Origin of the sequence: Streptomyces sp. NPDC005262 (assembly GCF_042872425.1) — a bacterium.
In the GTDB taxonomy this organism is placed as follows: domain Bacteria; phylum Actinomycetota; class Actinomycetes; order Streptomycetales; family Streptomycetaceae; genus Streptomyces.
Genome location: NZ_JBIAKK010000005.1, coordinates 103,173 through 122,021, shown reverse-complemented (window position 1 = coordinate 122,021; position 18,849 = coordinate 103,173). Strand labels below are relative to the sequence as shown.

The window sequence follows — 18,849 nt, the reverse complement described above, 5'->3', positions numbered from 1 at the left end:
TCGGGGCATGACCGCGTATGACGCCATCGTTCTTGCCGGAGGGGCCGCCAAGCGCCTCGGGGGTGCCGACAAGCCGGCCGTTCGGGTCGGTGGCCGGGCACTGCTCGACCGGGTCCTCGCGACCTGCACCGATGCCGCCACCAGTGTCGTGGTGGGCGGGCGGCGGCCCACCACGCGCGCTGTGACCTGGACACGCGAGGAACCACAGGGCGGGGGCCCGCTGGCGGCGCTCGACGCCGGGGTACGACATACGAGCGCGGAACGCGTGCTCGTACTCTCCGCCGACCTCCCCTTCCTGGAGGAGAGCACGGTCGAGGCGCTTCTGGCCGCCGCCGGGCAGGAGGACCGCGACGGGGCCCTGTGCGTCGACCAGAACGGCCGGGACCAGCCCCTGGTCGCGGTCTACCGCGCCGAACCGCTCCGCCGCGAGCTGGCTCTGCTCGCCACGGAGCACGGTGGTCTGGCCGGACTGCCGCTGCGGTTGCTGACACACGAATTGGACCTCGCCCGCGTCGAGGCGGGTCCGCTCGCCTCGTTCGACTGCGACACCTGGGAAGACATTGCCGCAGCCCGGGCCCGTATCAGAGAGCATGGGAACGTGCTGGACGAATGGATCACCGCAGTCAAGAACGAACTGGGCATCGAACTCGACGTCGACACCGGCGTCCTGCTCGACCTCGCCCGCGATGCCGCACACGGTGTCGCCCGGCCCGCCGCGCCCCTGACGACGTTTCTGGTCGGGTACGCGGCGGCGAAGGCGAGCAACGGCGGGGGCGGACCCGAGGCGGTGGCCGAGGCTGCTCGCAAGGCGGCCGCGCTCGCCCTCCGCTGGGCGGACGAGGCCGAGACGCCGTGACGGCGTACCAGCGTGGGGCCGAAGGTGGCCCGGCGGCGGAGCGGGCACCGGGGTCTCCGCCTGCTCCGGGGAGCAGGCCTCCGACGGCTGAGCATGCCGCCGCGGTTGCTCCGCCGGAAGACGCTGCCGTCGGGGCGGTCGGGGCGGTCGGGGCCGAGAAGGAAGCCGGTGCTGTCGAGCAGACCCGTTCGACGGAGGCAGGCCGGGTAGCAGGGGTGGCCGACGGCGATGAGCAAGCCCCGGTAGCGGAGGTGACTAGTGCTGCCGATGTGCTCCGGGCGGCCGACGTGACCCGCGCTGCCGAGCAGGCCCATGACGCCGAGGCGGACCGTGCTGCCCAGGCGGACCGTGCCGCCGAGCGGGCCCGTGCCGCAGAGGAGGACCGAGCTGTCGATCAGGCGCTTGCGCTGGTTGCGGGGCAGTCCTCGCGTGAGCCTCGATTCGTGGCTCAGTCGCGGCCCCAGGCCAGGGCATCGGTGCAGAGCCCCCGACAAGGCGCTGAACAGAGTTCCGGTCAGAGCACCGGACGCGGACCCGCCCCCAGCCTCGCCGCCGGAAGTTCCGGGGGCAGCCCTCGCCAGAGTTCCGACCGCAGTTCCGGGCACAGCGATGACCGGAGCCCCGGTCACAGCCCCGCCCGGAATTCCGGCAACGGTTCTGGTAACGATTCCGGTCACGATTCCGGCGGGAGTTCCGGTCAGGGCCCGGCTCGAGACCGACGCGGACAGGCCACCGCCTGGAGTGAGGCCCGTGCTCTTGCCGCGCGGGCCGGGCGCGGCGCCGCCCCCCGAACCCAGCGGCTCTCCCTGGAGCGGACCCTCGGACACGTGCTGGCTGAACCCCTGGCCGCGCTCACCGATCTGCCGTCGTTCGACACGTCCGCCATGGACGGCTGGGTCGTCGCGGGCCCCGGTCCCTGGGCTCTCGGCAAGAGCGTAGGCGGGAGCGGAGAACTGGGCATCCTCGCCGGGCACAGCGCCCCGGTCCCGCTCCCCGACGGTGAGGGCGTACGGATTGCCACGGGCGCCCGCATCCCGGCGAATGCCACTGCCGTGATCCGGAGCGAACACGCTCATGTGGACGCGGAGAAGGGGCTGTTGTACGCACAACGGCAGGTGATCCCCGGGCAGGACATCCGGCCGCGCGGCCAGGAGTGCCGTTCCGGCGATCAACTGCTGCCCGCCGGAACCCTGGTGACACCCGCTGTCCTCGGTCTGTCCGCCGCCGCCGGATACGACGAGTTGGTGACGGTCCTCCGCCCGCGCGTCGACGTCCTCGTCCTCGGGGACGAACTGCTCACCGCCGGCCTGCCGCACGGCGGGCTGATCCGGGACGCTCTGGGCCCCATGATCGGACCCTGGCTGCGCGCCCTGGGCGCCGAGGTCTCCGCCCCGCGCCGTCTCGGCGACGACGCGGAGGCTCTCCAGCACGCCCTCACCACCTCCGAAGCGGACCTTGTCATCACCACCGGAGGCACTGCGGCGGGTCCGGTCGACCATGTCCACCCGGTCCTCGCCAAGATCGGTGCCGGGCTGCTGGTCGACGGCGTCGCCGTACGCCCCGGCCACCCGATGCTGCTGGCCCGGCTGCCCTCCGGCGGCCCGCATCTCGTCGGGCTGCCCGGCAATCCGCTCGCCGCCGTCTCCGGTCTCCTCACACTCGCCGAGCCTCTCCTGCGCGGGCTGGCCGGCCGCGCACCGGAAGCGCCGTACCGGGTCGTCGTACGCGACGAGGTGCACGGCCACCCGCATGACACCCGCTTGGTCCCCGTCGTCCATGGCGTCGGATCGGCAAAGGGTGCCGGCAGACCGGCAAGTGGCGGGGCCGGGGCCGGCGTCGAGCACGTCGTGCCTCTGCACTACAACGGCCCGGCCATGCTCCGCGGGATCGCCGCCGCCGACGGGTTGGCCGTCGTGCCACCGGGCGGGGTACGGTCCGGCACCGAGGTGGAGATCCTCGATCTGCCGTGGGCCTCGGCGACGCCGTGGACGGAAGGGTGTTTCACGTGAAACTTCCCGGCCACGACGCGATGGCCCGGCGGGTCGACGAGCACCTCGTGCCCACCCGGATCCTGCTTCCGCGCCGGGTCGTCGACCGGCCTCTCCGGCAGGTCGCCAAGCGGCTGTTGATGGCGATACTGGTCCTGGCCGCCACGGTGCTGATCGTCTGGCTCGACCGTTCCGGCTATCACGACGCCGCCGATGGCTCGGTGGATCTGCTCGACGCCGTCTACTACTCGACGGTCACCCTCTCCACCACGGGATACGGCGACATCACCCCGTACAGCGACAGCGCACGGCTGACCAATGTGCTGCTCGTGACACCGCTGCGCGTGCTCTTCCTGATCATTCTGGTCGGCACCACCCTGGAGGTCCTGACGGAGCGGACCCGGGAGGACTTCCGGCTGAACCGTTGGAGAACCAACTTGCGTGACCACACAGTTGTCGTCGGCTTCGGCACCAAGGGCCGGTCGGCGATCCAGACGCTCTGTGCCACCGGTCTGAAGAAGGAACAGATCGTGATCGTCGACCCGGCGACCAAGGTGATCGAGTCCGCCAACGGCGAAGGGTTCGTGGGTGTCGTCGGCGATGCGACGCGCAGCGATGTGCTGTTGCGGGCCGAGATCCAGAAGGCGCGACAGGTCATCATCGCCACCCAGCGCGACGACACGGCGGTGCTGGTCACACTGACCGCGCGGCAGCTCAATCGCGGCGCGAAGATCGTCGCTGCGGTCCGCGAGGAGGAGAACGCTCCGCTGCTGCGGCAGTCCGGCGCCGACGCCGTGATCACCAGCGCCAGTGCGGCAGGCCGGCTGCTCGGCCTCTCCGTCCTCAGCCCCAGTGCGGGCACGGTGATGGAGGATCTCATCCAGCAGGGCACCGGCCTCGATCTGGTCGAACGGCCGGTGATAAAGGCCGAGGTCGGCAAGAGCGTCCGGGAGACCGACGATCTCGTCGTGAGCGTGCTGCGCGGCCATCGGCTGATCGGTTACGACGATCCGGCGGCCAGTCCGCTGCAGTTGACCGACCGTCTGATCACGATCGTGCGTGTGTCGGGCGGCGCCCAGCCTCTGAATACGCCGCGCCAGCAAGGGGTGTGACGCCCTGCGATGACCCACCCGCGGTGAGTCGCGCGTGCTTCGGACGGAAGGCGGGCAACGTGCCGTCCGCATCGGACGGCAGGCGACCGCGACGCGTCGTAACCCCGCCACCGACCCGTCGCGCCGCCGCCACGGAGTAGCCTCGCCGCCATGCATGCGATCACAATTCCCGCACCCGGTGGCCCCGAGGCGCTCGTATGGGCCGAGGTCCCCGATCCCGTACCCGGCGAGGGCGAGGTCCTCGTCGAGGTCGTGTCCAGCGCGGTCAACCGCGCCGATGTTCTGCAGCGGCAGGGCTTCTACAACCCACCGCCCGGCGCTTCCCCGTATCCCGGTCTGGAGTGCGCCGGCCGGATCGCGGAGGTCGGCCCCGGTGTCACCGGCTGGTCGGTCGGCGACGAGGTTTGTGCGCTGCTTGCGGGCGGCGGTTACGCGGAGAAAGTCGCCGTACCCGCCGGGCAGCTGTTGCCCGTGCCGGACGGCGTCGATCCGGCGATGGCCGCGGCGCTGCCCGAGGTGACGGCCACGGTCTGGTCGAACGTGTTCATGGTGGCGCATCTGCGCCCCGGCGAGACGCTGTTGGTGCACGGAGGCTCCAGCGGTATCGGCACGATGGCGATCCAGCTCGCCAAGGCCGTGGGCGCACGGGTCGCGGTGACCGCGGGCGGTCCCGAGAAGCTGGCGCGGTGCGCGGAGCTCGGAGCCGACATCCTGATCGACTACCGGGAGCAGGACTTCGTCGAGGAGCTGAGCAAGGCGACGGACGGGGCGGGCGCTGACGTCATCCTCGACATCGTCGGTGCGAAGTACCTGGACCGGAATGTGAAGGCGCTCGCCGTCAACGGCAGGCTCGCCATCATCGGCCTGCAGGGTGGCGTCAAGGGCGATCTCAATCTGGGCGCTCTGCTGAACAAGCGCGCCGCGATCACCGCAACGTCCCTGCGCGGCCGTCCGCTCGCCGAGAAGGCCGCCATCGTCGCCGCCGTGCGCGAGCATGTGTGGCCGCTGATCGGCAGTGGCGTGGTCCGGCCGATCGTGGACCGTACGCTGCCGATGTCGGACGCCGCGGAGGCCCACCGGGTGCTGGAGTCCAGCACCCACGTCGGCAAGGTGCTCCTGCTCACACCGGCGGCGTCCTGAACGCAGCCGGAGACACAGCGGGCCCGGCACACGCTCCGGTGTGCCGGGCCCGCTGTTCGTATGTACGTGGATGATGAGATCGGGGTGCGGAAAGGACCGGCGTACGGCCCTTACAGGTACGGGCCCGATCGGATCGCTCCGTGCGGGTCCGAGCCGTCGTCGTCCTCGTGACCGCTGCCCGGCGGAAGTGCGCGGCGCATTTGTTCCAACTGCGCGCGCGCCGCCATCTGCTGGGCGAACAGTGCGGTCTGGATGCCGTGGAAGAGACCCTCCAGCCAGCCCACCAGCTGGGCCTGCGCGATCCGGAGTTCCGCTTCGGAGGGGACCGACTCCTCCGTGAACGGCAGGGAGAGCCGTTCGAGCTCCTCCACCAGCTCCGGCGCGAGGCCGTCCTCCAGCTCCTTGACGGAGCTTGCGTGGATCTCCTTGAGCCGGACCCGGCTCGCCTCGTCGAGAGGAGCCGCCCTGACTTCTTCCAGGAGCTGCTTGATCATGCTGCCGATGCGCATGACCTTCGCGGGCTGTTCGACCATTTCTGTCACCGGGACCTCACGCGATTCGTCGTCTGTGCCACCGCCGCCGCCGATCGCCATGCCGTCCTGTCCCACTACGAGGACTTGGGGGTGCTCGTGCGACCGTTCATTCCTCGGCATCTCCATGCCGCCATTGTCTCGCACACGTGCTGTTCAACAGGGTGGTGCCCCCGATTACGGTTGATCCACCATTCTCGGGGGCAACTAAACCGCCCGGTCAGCCCCGCAATCAGCCCTCGACCGCGGTGTCCGGCCGTGCGTCACCCGGCCCGGCGCGCCACGGTCTGCCGTGAGCGGGTGAACGCCGCCGCACCCAACCCGGCCAGCAGCGGCACCACCACGGCCAGCAACCCGATGGTCGCCCAGGGCAGCACGATCGGCGTGTAGGCGGATTCCATCGGCTGCACCCGCATGTTCTTCACGGCCTCACGCAGGTCGATGAGCCGGAGCGCCACCGCAGGCACGAGACCGGCCGCCGTGCCGAGCAGGACGCCGGTGAGCGCGACGACCAGGCACTGGAAACCGGAGAGGGTGCGCCGTACGCGTGGGGGTGCGCCCACCGCGCTGAGTGTGGTGAGGTCCGCCTCCGCGTCGGCCTTGGCCAGACCGGTCGCGATGGCGGCCGCGCCCAGCGTCACCACACCGGCGAACAGGGAGAGGAACAGCAGGATCGTGTCCTGCCGCCCGGACGGACCCGTCTCCGACTGGAGATAGATCCCACCGCCGGCCACTTCGACCGCTGCCGAGACCCGCTGGTCCTCGCTGTCCGTCGGCTCATGGGCGACCGCGTAGACACTGCCGTACATCTCGGTGTGCAGACCGAGCTGTTTCGCTGTCTTCAGGGGCAGGATCATGCGGACCCCGGGTGTGGTGGCGTACTGCTCGGGTGCCTGATACACCTTCAGCCGGTCGGTACGGGTTTCGGCCTTGCCCGGGTGCAGCTTGCGGTTCTTCTTGTCGTGGTCGCTGTACCTGTGGACGGCCTTGAGGGTAACCTCGCCGTTCTTCGCGTACGCCGGGTTGAGCAGTACGGGGGTGCCGGCGGCCAGGGCCTTGGCGGCCGCGGGGTCCTTGAGCTTCACATAGGTGGAGAGGAACTTGGCGTCGCCCAGGACGACGCCGTCCGCCATGCCGATGAACGGGCTCATGTACATCAACTCGTCCAGGCAGGCGGGCGACCGCATCAGTTTCCTGTGCTCTTCGGCGGAGAGACTCGCGGCGAGCTTCTTGGCGCCCTTGCCGACGAGCGGGCAGGAGTGGCCCTTGCCGGCGGGCTTGATCAGCTCGACCGAGCCGCAGCCGTTCTCCTCCTGGTAGTAGACGTTGCAGTCACTGCCCGCCCAGACCCGCCCGACATCGGCGTGTCCACCGGTGACGGCGAGGTTGCGTTCGACGGCGGCGCGGGCGAGCGGGAGCCGGTCGACCGCCTTGCCGTCGGTGGCGACGAGCGCGACCGTGCCCGGGGTGAGGTTCGCCGTGTACTCGAACTCCGACTCGGCCTGGCCGCTGGACATGTAGGTGGCGATGGCCACCGAACCCGCGACGGCTGCCATCACGGCCGCGACCGCGGGGGCCGTACGTCCTCGGTTGCGGGCCGCGTCGCGCAACGCCATCCGCGGGGAGAGCGGCAGCCTGCGGCCGAGTCGTCCGAGGAAGCCGACGATCACCGGGATGCAGCCGAGCAGGCCGAGTTCGGCGACGACCGACCCACCGGCGACCAGTGTCGAGTTGCCGCTGGTGCCGCCGTAGACCGAGACCGCGATGCCGATCAGCAGGGTGATGGAGCCGAGCACCGGCAGTACCCGGGAGCTGCGGCGGATGCCGCGGCGGCCGCTGAGCGACTCCAGCACGGACTGCCGGCTCGCCACGATCGCGGGTACGAGGGCTGCCAGCAGACCGGTGACCAGGCCGATCACGGCAATGATCAGCAGCTCCGACGGGCGCACGGCCAGTGAACCGAAGCGGTTTCCGGCCCAGCCCTCGATCATCGGGCGGAACACCGCCGTGAGCGCGAATCCGGCGGCGACACCGGCCACGGCACCGACGCCGCCGAGTACCAGCCCACCGGAGAGCACCACGGCCCGGACATGGCGCCGGTCGCCACCGCACGTACCGACGAGGCCGAGCTGGCGGCGGGAGCGGCGGGCGCCGACCGCGAAGGCCGGTCCGGCGAGCAGCACGAGCTCCAGGACGGCCATGGCGACCACGGTGATCAGCGCCGCGCTGAGCTCCTCGGAACCGCCGTACGAGCTGCCGCTCATGGACCGGGCCATCGGGACCTCGGAGTCCGGGGGCGGGTCGATGACCACCTGCCGGGACACGACGAGGACGCCCCGCGCGTTGGCGGCGAGCACGTCGGACCAGCTCACGCCGGCCCCCTCGGCTCCCTTGACCAGCCACTCCTTGGAGTCGGCGTTCGGCGGCAGCACCGTCTTGTCGTGCTCGGCCGTGTTCGTCCACGGGGCGATGACCGCTCCCGGATCGGCGTACAGCGCCACGGACTTGAGGTCGTCGGGTTGTTCGACGACCCCGGTGATGGTGTAGGTGCGCTCGGCGCCGTGCAGAGTGGTGCGCGAACCGACGTGCAGCCCCGACTTCGTCAGGAAGGGTTCGGTGGCAGCCATCTCGCCGTCGCCGTGCGGGAAGGCGCCCCGCACCAGGGTGACCTTGCCGCGGGCCATCGGGTCCGACGTCCGGAACTCGATGATGTCGGCGGTGGTGATGCCGTACCCGGTGGTGACGGTGGCCGGGACGGACTGGAGGCTGATCGCGTGCGCGCCTTCGGGGAGTGCGGTCCTTATGTCGATCGGCGGAACGGGTTCGTCGCCCGGCCCCGCACTGTCCTCCGAAGCCGGGCTGTACGACTGCCCGTCGGGCATCTGATGGATCGCACGCTTCCCCATCCCCGGGTCCCTGAACAGTGCGTCCGCGGAGCCCATCGAGGCCGTCAGCTTCTCGGCCCGGGTCGGCTCCACACTGCGGTACGTCACATCGACGGCCGTCACCCCGAGCACCGGCAGCGCGATCATCGCGACGACCAGGGCACTGCGGCCCTTGGCCCGCATCGCGTCGCGCCGGGCGATCCTGAGGGCGGCACGCCAGCTCGTGAACACGCTCACTTGGCGCCCTCGGCGGCCAGCAGTGATTCGGCATCGGCGGTCAGAGTCTGGTCGACGATCGAGCCGTCCCGGAGGAAGACGACCCGGTCCGCCCAGGCGGCGTACCGCGGCTCATGTGTCACCATCACCCCGGCCGCACCCTGGTCGCACCGGTTGCGCAGCAGCGCGAGGACGGCCTCGCCGGTCTCGGAGTCGAGCGCCCCGGTCGGTTCGTCGGCGAGCACCAGGCGCCGGTCCCCCACCAGCGCGCGGGCGATCGCGACCCGTTGCTGCTGACCACCGGACATCTCGTCGGGGAACCGGTCGGCGATCTGCAGGAGGTTCATCTCCTCCAGTGCGGCCCGCGCCTCCTTACGCGCCTTGCGCACGGAGACCCCGTCGAGCTCGCGCGGGAGGGAGATGTTCTCGGCGGCGGTCAGCGCCGGGATCAGGTTGTAGTCCTGGAAGACGTACCCGACGCTGCGCCGGCGCAGGGCCGCGACGCCCTTGCGGCCGAGGGTGGCGATGTCCTGGCCCTCGATGATCACCTGGCCGCCGGTCGCGGTGTCGAGACCACCGGCCAGGGTGAGCAGGGTGGACTTGCCGGAGCCGGACGGGCCCATCACGGCGACGAGTTCACCGGTGTGCACCGAGAGATTGATGCCGCGCAGGGCGTGCACCTCGGCGATGCCGGTGCCGTGGGTACGTGTGAGGGCGCGGAGTTCGAGCACGGGAGCGTCGACAGGCAGGGGCGCGGCGGCCGGCCGGGGCGACGGGGGTGCGGACGGGGCGTGCGAGGACATGGTGAGTGGTTCCCCCTCGGGAATGGTCTGTGGCCGGATCCGCGTACGCGGGCGGCCTGCGACGCGGCGGAAGGCGGTCGACGCCGTGCATGCGGGCGGGCGGCGCCGCGGTCGTCGAAAACAGCCCGATGCCGCGTACGCGGGTGATCAGCGCCGTGTACGCGGGCGGGCAGGCATGCGCGACTGGGCGTGGTTGGCCGTACGCGCCTCTGGCTCCGGATCCGTGGCGGCGGCCTCGGCGAGACGGACCAGCCGCGACTCGCAGTGGTCGAGCCAGCGGGCCTCGGCCTCGGCCTGGAAGATCAGCTGTTCCAGTACGAGCAGCCAGGCCACCTCGTCGCGGTTGCCCGGGACGTCGGCGAGGGCCTGTGCCTTCAGCCGGGTGTAGTCCTGCATCGCTCTCACGGTGTGGTGGCGCTGGGACTGGATGACGGCCCGGATGTCGACTCCGGGCGCGCCGACAGCCATGGCGAGCTTGATCGCCAGCTCGTCGCGGGGCGGGTTGCTCCGGTCGACGGGCGTCTCGAACCAGTTCCGCAGTTCGGTGCGCCCGTCGTCGGTGATCGAGTAGAGGGCGTGGCCCTGATCGTCCTCGCCGTCCTGGACGACCAGGCCGTCGCGTTCCAGCCTGCTGAGCGTGGTGTACACCTGGCCGACGTTCAGGGGCCAGGTGGAGCCGGTGCGCGATTCGAATTCGGTGCGGAGCTGGGAGCCGTAGCGAGGCCCGCGTTCCAGGAGGGCCAGGAGCCCGTGGCGGATCGACATACTCAGTATGTATACCGAGTATGTAGGTCGGTGCAAGCCCCTGATGCCTTCAGTTCGTGCGGCGCAAACGGAGCCCGAGGAAGCCCAGACCCAGCCCTATCAGGGCGATTCCGGCGCCCAGCGACACCAGTTGCACCTGCCGTGCGGCGGGCTGTTCGAGGCCCTGTGGTGCGAACCGGCCTGGCACCGGGGAGCCACTGGCCGTGGTTGTCGCCCTGATCGTCACCGAGGGCAGTGCCGCCGGTGCCGTCGCGGCGGGCAGCTGGTCGGTCTGTTCGAAGGAGTCGTCCCGTTTCGCGAGCTCCCGCCGGGAGAACGGCCGGCCGGGCCGCAGCCGCCCTTCCCCGGCCTCTCGCCCGGCGAGCGGGGGCTGCGCCTTGGGGCGCGCAGGCCGTCGGGTGGAAGGGCCGGCGGACGGTGAGGGTGAGCGCCGGTCCGAAGCGGACGGCGAGGGCGAAGGCGAGGGGGAGTCGGAAGCGGAGGACGAGGCCGAGGGTGACGGTGGGTCGGAAGGGGACGGTGATGCCGAGGTGGACGGTGATGCCGAGGTGGACGGTGATGCCGAGGTGGACGGTGATGCCGAGGCGGAGGGGGTGGCCGCTGTGTCGGCGGACGGGGTCGCAGCCGCCGGGCCGCGAGATTTCGACGGCGATTCGGCCGAAGGGGCGATGGGCCGCTTGGCCGAAGGGGCTATAGGCGGCTCGGCCGGTGTGGCTATGAGCGTATCGGCCGAAGAGGCGGCGGGCGGCTCGGCCGGGGGAGCGGCGGCCGGGGGAGCGGCGGCCGGCGCGGCCGGGGATTCGGCGGACGGCCCGGTGGACGGAGAGGAGGGGGGAGTCGTGGGGGTCTCGGGGGCCGCCGGAGCGGCTGCCGAAGGGCCGGTCGGTCTGCGTGCCGACCCCGGCGTCCAGCCGGTTTCGCGCTGATCCGCGCGCGCCTGACCCTGCACCGGCCCTAGCGCCGCCCCCGTCGCTATCACCAGACAGGCCAGGCACCTCGAAGCCCATGGGGGGATGAGTCCTGAAGCCATGAGGTCAGCGTCACATGTACCGATATGTCCGGCATCCGGTGGACCGGGAGACGAACCGGCCCGGCACACCTCACGCGTGCCGGGCCGTCACGTCCGTACGAACAAGAGCTGACGCCGAGCAGCGGTACCGCTGAAGGGGCTACCGCCGAACAGTGTCACCGGCTTGCTCAGGCCGGGTCGCCCGTGGAGATGCGCAGCTCGAAGTGGGCGCCCTTCTCGGGGACGGCGGTACCCGCGGAGGGGAACTGGTCGATGATCTGGTCCTCGGCATAGGTGTTCCCGGCGACCTCGATCGTCTTGATCGTCCAGCCCGCGGCCAGGGCGCATTCCTTCGCGGAGACGATGTCCTTGTACAGGAAGCTCGGTGCGTCGACCTTGTTCGGGTCGTCGCTGTCCTCCATGGCGTCCGTGCAGTCCTCGGTCTTCATCGTCCGGTTCCGCTCCGGATCCTTGTGCTCGCCGGCCACCGCCGAGCTGCTCGGGTCGCCGCCGTTGCCCGAGTCCGAGCCCGGGTCGTCCCTCAGCGACAGCACCGTGATCAGCCCGCCGATCGCGATCAGCGCGACCACGATCGAGCCCACGATCACGGGCATGTTCCGCTTGCTGCCACCACCGCTGCCGGAACCGCCACCACCCGCCGGGGTGAGGTCGTACGGCGCCGGTGTCCGGTACTGGTGCTGCATCGGAGCCGGGGTCCCGTACGCCGGGTTCGCCTGCGGGTAGCCGTACGACGGCGAAGGGGCAGGGGCCGGTGTCGGCGGTCCGTACGTTCCGGACTGCTGCTGGTACTGCTGCGGCTGGTACGGCATCTGCACGCTCTGCGGCGCCGGTGTGGACTGGTCGACCGGCGGGAAGACCGCCGAGCCGACGCCCGAGCCACTGTTCGCCGGTGCGCCTCCGCCGACGATCACCGGGGCGCCCGTCCGGCCGCCCGCGTTCAGCACGCGCGTGATCTCGTCCTGCATGGCCGCCGCGCTGGGGAAGCGCTCGTTCGGATTCTTCTTCAGCGCGCGGGCCACCAGCGCGTCCATCGCCGGGGTGATCGACCGGTTGATGGAGGACGGCGCGACCGGCTCCTCCTGGACGTGCGCGTACGCGATGGCGAGCGGGGAGTCCGCGTCGAACGGGATCCGGCCGGTCAGCAGCTGGAACAGCATGATGCCGACCGAGTACAGGTCGGAGCGCGCGTCCACGCCACGGCCGAGGGCCTGTTCGGGAGAGAGGTACTGGGGGGTGCCGACGACCATGCCGGTCTGCGTCATCGACGTGACGCCCGACTGCATGGCGCGGGCGATGCCGAAGTCCATGACCTTCACGACACCGCGCTTGGTCACCATGACGTTGCCGGGCTTGATGTCGCGGTGGACCAGGCCCATTTCGTGGCTGGTGTCCAGCGCGGCCAGCACGTCGCCGGTGACCTTGAGAGCCTTTTCGGCCGGCATCGCACCGTAGTTACGGATGTCCGCCTGGAGTACGGAGCCGAGCGGCTCCCCTTCCACGTACTCCATGACGATGTACGGCATCAGCGCGCCACCGAGCTCGTCCTCGCCGGTGTCGAAGACCGAGACGATGTTGGTGTGCTGCAGCTTGGCAACAGCCTGCGCCTCGCGCCGGAACCGCTCACGGAACGACTGCTCGCGCCCCAGCTCCGTGTGCAGCGTCTTGATCGCCACCTGGCGGTCGAGCGCGGAGTCGTACGCCAGATATACGGACGCCATTCCGCCTTCGCCGAGCAGGTCGCGGAGCTGGTAACGGCCGCCGGCGACCGAACCGCCCGCGTAGCGACCCTGGGCACCGTGTGCGCCGTCCTGGCTCATGACTTGCTCCCCCTAGGCGCGCGTCTCACGCGAAGATCCCTATTACGCGCCAAGTCTGCCCGAGGGGTACGACACGTCAAGCCGGGTGCCCGTTCCGTGACCCTACGCGCAGGAAGCGTCTCGGAAGCGTTACAGGAACCGCATGGAATTTGCGTGAGCGGTGCGGCAGCCGGTTGGATGGCCCGTCCCTCTCGAAACGGGGTCTCGGACAGAGGCTGTAGCGTGACGTGGCAATGCAGCAAGGCATGCAAGACACCGTGAGAACGCGCGGACGCGCGGACAGATACGACGGCGAGGACTGATGGCACCCGAACCCGAAGCAAACGGCGGCGGAGTTTCGGATGCGGCCGACTCCTGGGGCATCGGCGGTGTGGTCGGTGACGGACGTTATCGGATGACGCACCGGCTCGGCCGGGGCGGCATGGCCGAGGTGTTCGCGGCCGAGGACGTCCGGCTCGGACGTACGGTCGCCGTGAAGCTCCTCCGTTCCGATCTCGCCGAGGACCCGGTCTCCAAGGCCCGGTTCACACGTGAGGCACAGTCGGTCGCGGGCCTCAACCACCACGCGATCGTCGCGGTGTACGACTCCGGCGAGGACGTCGTGGGCGGCCAGACCGTCCCGTACATCGTGATGGAGCTCGTCGAGGGCCGCACCATCCGTGATCTGCTGCTCAATGCCGAGGCCCCGCCGCCGGAGCAGGCGCTGATCATCGTCTCGGGGGTGCTGGAGGCCCTCGCCTACTCGCATCAGCACGGCATCGTGCACCGCGACATCAAGCCGGCGAACGTGATCATCACGCACTCCGGTGCGGTCAAGGTGATGGACTTCGGCATCGCCCGTGCGCTGCACGGCGCGCAGTCGACCATGACCCAGACCGGCATGGTCATGGGCACGCCGCAGTACCTCTCCCCCGAGCAGGCACTCGGCAAGGCCGTCGACCACCGCTCCGATCTGTACGCCACCGGCTGTCTGCTCTACGAACTCCTCGCGCTGCGGCCCCCGTTCACGGGTGAGACGCCGCTCTCCGTCGTCTACCAGCACGTCCAGGACATCCCGGTCCCGCCGTCCGAGGTCGCGGGCGCGGTGCCGCCGGAGCTGGACGGGCTCGTCATGCGCTCGCTCGCGAAGGACCCGGACGACCGGTTCCAGAGCGCCGAGGAGATGCGCGGCCTGGTCCAGTACAGCCTGCAGATGCTTCAGGTGCAGGGCGGTCACACGGGCACCTGGAACACCGGCCCGGTCGCCGTGCACGAGGGGGGCAACACGCCCGCCATGGGCATGGCGGGCGGCACGATGGCGATGGGGCACCCGCAGCACGGCGACACCTCGCAGGGCCCGATACTGCCGCCGATGAACCCGGACGACGGCGGATACGACGGCGGTCACGGGGGCGGCGACGGCCGCGGCAAGCTCTGGCTGTTCGTCGTCCTCGCGCTGATCGCGATCGGCGCCGGTGTCGCCATCGCGGTCAACGCGGCGAACACCGGCGACAACAATCACAGGAAGACGCCGACCACGACCTCCAGCTCCCCGGAGCCGACGAAGAGCTCGGAGGCGCCCAGCGACGACGAGACGAAGGTGGTCCCGCCGCAGGACGAGACCACCGGTGGTGAGCAGCAGCCGAGCTGGCAGCCGTCCACCTCGCCGTCCGTGACGCCCAGCAAGCCGTCCGAGGCCCCGTCCGAGACCGCCTCCCCGCCGGACACCGGGGGCACCACCGGTGGCGGCACGACGACCGACGGTGGTACGAGCACGGACGGCGGCACCGGCACGGACGGTGGTACGACGACCGACGGCGGTACGACGACCGACGGTGGTACGACGACCGACGGTGGTACGACCGCCGACGGCGGCGGGACCACCACCGGTGCCAACGGAACGGCCGGAACCGCCGCGGGCGCCACTCCCTGATGCGCCGGGCCGTCACCCGGTGAAGGCCTCGCGCACCGCCTCGTACTCCCGCGTCCACCAGACCGCCAGGGCCGACACCGCAGGAAACTGCGGGTCGGCCCTTCGGTCGTGCAGGCGGTACCGCCAGTGCAGCATCCAGAAGTCGTTGAGCCGCTCCCACCACACCCGGTGCACCGCGGCGGCGAGTTCGGCGGCGCTCGCCCCGGCTGTCCGCCGGTAGGCCCCCGCGTACGCCCGTACCTTCTCCAGCTCCAGCTTCCCGGTCGGCTGTACGAAGAAGATCGCCGCGGCCCTCACCGCCTCCTCGGCGCGCGGCTGCACCCCCAGCCGGTCCCAGTCGATGATCGCCACCGGGTCCGCGTCCCGGTACAGCACGTTCAGCGGGTGGAAGTCGCCGTGCACCCAGCCGGTCGCCGGGATGTCGGGGGTGGGCGGCCGGTGGTCGGCGTACTGCTCCAGCAGGGCGCGCCGCTCGACGAGGCGGTGTTCGGCCAGTTCGTCGAAGGCGTCCCGCGGGCCCCGGCCGCGCGCCGCGGCCAGCAGATCGTCGATCAGGGCGAACGTGTCGGCGGCGTCCGGTCCGGCATGCCCACGCGGCTGGGCCACCCCCCTCTCCATCACCTGCGCGAGCCCGGTGTGTACGGCTCCGAGGAGCGCCCCGAGCCGTTGCGACTGGGTGGCGGTCAGCTGGGCGCCGACCCGGTGCAGTCCGTCGACCCAGGGGTGCAGGGCGTAGCACCGGCCGCCGATCTCCGTGACCGTGTCGCCCTCGGTGTCCTCGACGGGCGGGGCGACGGGCACCCCGAGTGACTGCAGTCGCTGGGTGGCGCGGTGCTGGCGGACGATCGTCGCGCGGTCGCCGGTGGAGTCGTCGAGGTGGTGCTTGAGGAAGTACGAGCCGCGGGTGGTGGAGACGCGGTAGCCGTGGTTGAGGAGGCCCAGGGTGATGGGCTTGCAGGTGAGGGGCTCACCGGCGTTCGGATAGCGGCGCAGCACCTCGCCGACCGGGGGAACAGGCGGGAGGGTTACAGATGAGCGCGGCACTCACCAAATGTTAGATCACGCTGTGTGGTGGCTCGGTTGACTTGCGTCGAAGTCCAGAGTGTGCATGGTGACGAAGTGCGGGTCGAGGCGGAGATAGACCGGCTCGAAGGGTTCGCCGTTGACCTGCAGCGGCGCCGCACCGAAGTACGTGCGCTGTTCCTCCGTGGGGTGCACGACCTCGGCGGGTCCGGTGAACTGCACCGACCACAGGTCGCCGCTGTCCTCGCCGCCGCCCTGGCCGGTGGCCGCCGCGTCGAAGTTGTCCACCCCGTACGCGACGACGGTGCCGTCGCACGACTCGTGGTGACCGGGACCGCTGTGCATCCGCAGGACCACGCGCCCGTCGATCACGAGATGGCGGGCCACCGCCAGGAACGGGAGAGCCCGACGGGTGGTCGCCAGCCGGCCGTACCGCACCCGGCGGATCAGCTCGATCGCTCGGACTTCCGTCACTTGGGGTTCCATCGCTCGGGGTTCCGCAGAAGACATGGGTCCACTTTCGGGTACCTCGAAGGGCGCAGAAAGAGGCCGCGGGCCCCGGTGATCGGGGACCAAGGTCCCGAAACCCGCAAATTCCCCCTGCGAAGCCCCGCCCGCGCGGTTCAGCGCCGCTCCGCCTGCAGCCGCGCCACATAGGCGGCGGCCTGCGAGCGACGCTCCATACCCAGCTTGGACAGCAGGCTGGAGACATAATTCTTGATCGTCTTCTCGGCGAGATGCAGCCGTTCGCCGATCACCCGGTTCGTCAGGCCCTCGCCGATCAGATCGAGGATGCGGCGTTCCTGGTCGGTGAGGGCGGACAGCTTGTCGTCACCCCGGGCCTCCTTGCCCTCGCGCAGCCGCTCCAGCACGCGCGCGGTCGCGACAGGGTCGAGCAGGGACTTTCCGGCCGCCACGTCCCGCACCGCGGTCAGCAGCTCATTGCCGCGGATCGCCTTCAGCACGTATCCCGACGCGCCCGCCATGATCGCGTCGAAGAGGGCTTCGTCGTCGGCGTACGAGGTCAGCATCAGGCAGTTGATGCTCTCGTCCTTGGACCGGATCTCCCGGCAGACCTCCACCCCGCTGCCGTCCGGCAGCCGTACGTCGAGGACCGCCACATCGGGCCGGGTGGCGGGGATGCGGAGCAGCGCGTCCGCCGCCGTGCCCGCCTCGCCGACGACCTCGATGTCGTCCTCGACCGCGAGCAATTCGTGCACTCCGCGGCGGACGACCTCATGGTCGTCCAGCAGAAATACGGTGATTTTTCCTTCTTCGCGCACAAATGCAGTCTCACACACTCCCCTCTTCCCTGCCGCTGAACGGCGGGATAACGTGCCGTTGTTCCGGCAGCCTGCAAGGCTGTTACCAGTGCTGTGACCAGCGAAAGTTCCCGACTTTTTCGATTTACTTGGAAATCCAAGCAAAATCGCAGGTCAGATAGGGTTTCGCAGTTGTGCGACGCACTGGGTAACGTGCCTTTGACAGGACGCTCGCCGGGGCACCTGTCACGCCTGTTCCCGGCCGAGCGGCACCCACCCCGTGCACGGGTACGGACACAGGCGAGCCGCACTGGTCTCCCGGCAGACCCCGGGGGCCGGACCGACGGAGGAGCACGCACGTGACCGTGGAGAGCACTGCCGCGCGCAAACCGCGACGCAGCAGCAAGCGGACCAGCGCCGCGAAGACGCCACAGAGTTCCGAGCCCGAGCTCGTACAGCTGCTGACGCCCGAGGGCGAGCGGGTGGAGCACCCGGACTACGAGATCGACCTGACCGCGGACGAGCTGCGCGGTCTGTACCGGGACATGGTCCTGACCCGCCGCTTCGACGCCGAGGCCACCGCGCTTCAGCGTCAGGGCGAGCTGGGCCTGTGGGCCTCGCTGCTCGGCCAGGAGGCCGCCCAGATCGGCTCCGGCCGGGCGCTGCGCGACGACGACTATGTCTTCCCGACCTACCGTGAGCACGGCGTCGCCTGGTGCCGCGGGGTCGACCCGACCAATCTGCTCGGGATGTTCCGCGGTGTGAACCACGGCGGCTGGGACCCGAACACCAACAACTTCCACCTGTACACGATCGTCATCGGCTCGCAGACGCTGCACGCCACCGGCTACGCCATGGGCGTCGCCAAGGACGGCGCGGACTCGGCCGTGATCGCGTACTTCGGTGACGGCGCCTCCAGCCAGGGCGACGTCGCCGAGGCGTTCACCTTCTCCGCGGTCTACAACGCGCCCGTGGTGTTCTTCTGCCAGAACAACCAGTGGGCGATCTCCGAGCCGACCGAGAAGCAGACCCGGGTGCCGCTCTACCAGCGCGCACAGGGCTTCGGCTTCCCCGGCGTCCGGGTCGACGGCAACGACGTACTGGCCTGCCTGGCCGTCACCAAGTCGGCGCTGGAGCGGGCCCGCCGGGGCGAGGGTCCCACCCTCGTCGAGGCGTTCACCTACCGGATGGGCGCGCACACCACCTCCGACGACCCGACGAAGTACCGGGCGGACGAGGAGCGCGTCTCCTGGGAGGCCAAGGACCCGATCCTGCGGCTGCGTACGTACCTGGAGCAGCAGGAACTCGCCGACGAGGCGTTCTTCACCGCGCTGGACGAGGAGAGCGAAGCCCTCGGCAAGCGGGTCCGCGAAGCGGTACGGGCCATGCCCGACCCGGACCGGATGGCGATCTTCGACCACGCCTACGCCGACGGGAACCCGCTCGTCGACGAGGAGCGCGCCCAGTTCGCCGCCTACCAGGCTTCGTTCGCCGAGGAGGGCAACTAGTC

At 70.5% G+C, this 18,849-nt stretch carries 15 protein-coding genes; 7 read left to right on the top strand and 8 right to left on the bottom strand.

Features of this window, described 5'->3' with window-relative positions; all coding sequences use genetic code 11:
- Nucleotides 1–7 precede the first annotated feature (7 nt).
- The 4 genes from ACFYP5_RS15740 to ACFYP5_RS15725 all read left to right on the top strand — a co-directional run bounded on the left by ACFYP5_RS15740 (nucleotide 8) and on the right by ACFYP5_RS15725 (nucleotide 5,096).
- Nucleotides 8–856, top strand: coding sequence for an NTP transferase domain-containing protein (locus ACFYP5_RS15740; protein ID WP_389035583.1), 849 nt, complete (start codon nucleotides 8–10; stop codon nucleotides 854–856).
- A gap of 287 nt (nucleotides 857–1,143) precedes the next feature.
- The gene (locus ACFYP5_RS15735) at nucleotides 1,144–2,865 is read left to right on the top strand and encodes a molybdopterin molybdotransferase MoeA (protein ID WP_389036168.1); all 1,722 of its coding nucleotides are present in this window, start codon (nucleotides 1,144–1,146) and stop codon (nucleotides 2,863–2,865) included.
- Nucleotides 2,823–3,956: a potassium channel family protein gene (locus tag ACFYP5_RS15730; RefSeq protein WP_389035580.1), complete on the top strand. Its 1,134-nt coding sequence runs from the start codon at nucleotides 2,823–2,825 to the stop codon at nucleotides 3,954–3,956. Before ACFYP5_RS15735 ends, ACFYP5_RS15730 begins: the two co-directional genes overlap by 43 nt.
- A gap of 150 nt (nucleotides 3,957–4,106) precedes the next feature.
- Nucleotides 4,107–5,096, top strand: coding sequence for an NAD(P)H-quinone oxidoreductase (locus ACFYP5_RS15725; RefSeq protein WP_389035578.1), 990 nt, complete (start codon nucleotides 4,107–4,109; stop codon nucleotides 5,094–5,096).
- A gap of 110 nt (nucleotides 5,097–5,206) precedes the next feature.
- Here the strand turns inward: ACFYP5_RS15725 and ACFYP5_RS15720 are convergent, their stop codons facing one another.
- The 4 genes from ACFYP5_RS15720 to ACFYP5_RS15705 all read right to left on the bottom strand — a co-directional run bounded on the left by ACFYP5_RS15720 (nucleotide 5,207) and on the right by ACFYP5_RS15705 (nucleotide 10,295).
- Complete coding sequence (locus ACFYP5_RS15720; RefSeq protein WP_078879122.1) at nucleotides 5,207–5,755, bottom strand: bacterial proteasome activator family protein; 549 nt, start codon at nucleotides 5,753–5,755, stop codon at nucleotides 5,207–5,209.
- 134 nt (nucleotides 5,756–5,889) lie between these two features.
- Nucleotides 5,890–8,748, bottom strand: a complete 2,859-nt coding sequence (locus ACFYP5_RS15715) for an FtsX-like permease family protein (RefSeq protein ID WP_389035574.1) — start codon at nucleotides 8,746–8,748, stop codon at nucleotides 5,890–5,892.
- Complete coding sequence (locus ACFYP5_RS15710) at nucleotides 8,745–9,530, bottom strand: ABC transporter ATP-binding protein (protein WP_389035572.1); 786 nt, start codon at nucleotides 9,528–9,530, stop codon at nucleotides 8,745–8,747. Before ACFYP5_RS15710 ends, ACFYP5_RS15715 begins: the two co-directional genes overlap by 4 nt.
- 147 nt (nucleotides 9,531–9,677) lie before the next feature.
- Nucleotides 9,678–10,295, bottom strand: coding sequence for a PadR family transcriptional regulator (locus ACFYP5_RS15705; RefSeq protein ID WP_389035570.1), 618 nt, complete (start codon nucleotides 10,293–10,295; stop codon nucleotides 9,678–9,680).
- Nucleotides 10,296–10,498: 203 nt separating this feature from the next.
- On the opposite strand from ACFYP5_RS15705, the gene ACFYP5_RS15700 reads away from it, so the two are divergent.
- Complete coding sequence (locus tag ACFYP5_RS15700; protein WP_389035567.1) at nucleotides 10,499–11,221, top strand: hypothetical protein; 723 nt, start codon at nucleotides 10,499–10,501, stop codon at nucleotides 11,219–11,221.
- A 271-nt stretch (nucleotides 11,222–11,492) separates the two neighbouring features.
- Here the strand turns inward: ACFYP5_RS15700 and ACFYP5_RS15695 are convergent, their stop codons facing one another.
- Nucleotides 11,493–13,142, bottom strand: a complete 1,650-nt coding sequence (locus ACFYP5_RS15695) for a protein kinase (RefSeq protein ID WP_389035564.1) — start codon at nucleotides 13,140–13,142, stop codon at nucleotides 11,493–11,495.
- Between the two features lie 301 nt (nucleotides 13,143–13,443).
- Here ACFYP5_RS15695 and ACFYP5_RS15690 point away from each other — a divergent pair, with 301 nt between their 5' ends.
- Nucleotides 13,444–15,054 (top strand): protein kinase, encoded by a 1,611-nt coding sequence (locus ACFYP5_RS15690; protein WP_389035561.1) that lies wholly within the window; start codon nucleotides 13,444–13,446, stop codon nucleotides 15,052–15,054.
- 12 nt (nucleotides 15,055–15,066) lie between these two features.
- Here ACFYP5_RS15690 and ACFYP5_RS15685 read toward each other — a convergent pair whose 3' ends face one another.
- From ACFYP5_RS15685 to ACFYP5_RS15675, 3 genes are all read right to left on the bottom strand, one after another.
- Nucleotides 15,067–16,050, bottom strand: a complete 984-nt coding sequence (locus tag ACFYP5_RS15685; protein ID WP_389036165.1) for a phosphotransferase — start codon at nucleotides 16,048–16,050, stop codon at nucleotides 15,067–15,069.
- A 63-nt stretch (nucleotides 16,051–16,113) separates the two neighbouring features.
- Complete coding sequence (locus tag ACFYP5_RS15680) at nucleotides 16,114–16,587, bottom strand: pyridoxamine 5'-phosphate oxidase family protein (protein ID WP_389035558.1); 474 nt, start codon at nucleotides 16,585–16,587, stop codon at nucleotides 16,114–16,116.
- Nucleotides 16,588–16,700: 113 nt separating this feature from the next.
- Nucleotides 16,701–17,360: a response regulator transcription factor gene (locus ACFYP5_RS15675; protein ID WP_330245513.1), complete on the bottom strand. Its 660-nt coding sequence runs from the start codon at nucleotides 17,358–17,360 to the stop codon at nucleotides 16,701–16,703.
- Nucleotides 17,361–17,698: 338 nt separating this feature from the next.
- On the opposite strand from ACFYP5_RS15675, the gene pdhA reads away from it, so the two are divergent.
- Entirely contained in the window at nucleotides 17,699–18,847 is a 1,149-nt protein-coding gene (pdhA, locus tag ACFYP5_RS15670; protein ID WP_030930283.1) for a pyruvate dehydrogenase (acetyl-transferring) E1 component subunit alpha, read from the top strand.
- Nucleotides 18,848–18,849 lie beyond the last annotated feature (2 nt).

Coding starts and splice junctions, on each gene's coding strand:
- ACFYP5_RS15740 (WP_389035583.1), top strand. CDS start 8: ATGACCGCGTATGACGCCATCGTTCTTGCCGGAGGGGCCGCCAAGCGC.
- ACFYP5_RS15725 (WP_389035578.1), top strand. CDS start 4,107: ATGCATGCGATCACAATTCCCGCACCCGGTGGCCCCGAGGCGCTCGTA.
- ACFYP5_RS15720 (WP_078879122.1), bottom strand. CDS start 5,755: ATGGAGATGCCGAGGAATGAACGGTCGCACGAGCACCCCCAAGTCCTC.
- ACFYP5_RS15710 (WP_389035572.1), bottom strand. CDS start 9,530: ATGTCCTCGCACGCCCCGTCCGCACCCCCGTCGCCCCGGCCGGCCGCC.
- ACFYP5_RS15705 (WP_389035570.1), bottom strand. CDS start 10,295: ATGTCGATCCGCCACGGGCTCCTGGCCCTCCTGGAACGCGGGCCTCGC.
- ACFYP5_RS15695 (WP_389035564.1), bottom strand. CDS start 13,142: ATGAGCCAGGACGGCGCACACGGTGCCCAGGGTCGCTACGCGGGCGGT.
- ACFYP5_RS15690 (WP_389035561.1), top strand. CDS start 13,444: ATGGCACCCGAACCCGAAGCAAACGGCGGCGGAGTTTCGGATGCGGCC.
- ACFYP5_RS15680 (WP_389035558.1), bottom strand. CDS start 16,587: ATGTCTTCTGCGGAACCCCGAGCGATGGAACCCCAAGTGACGGAAGTC.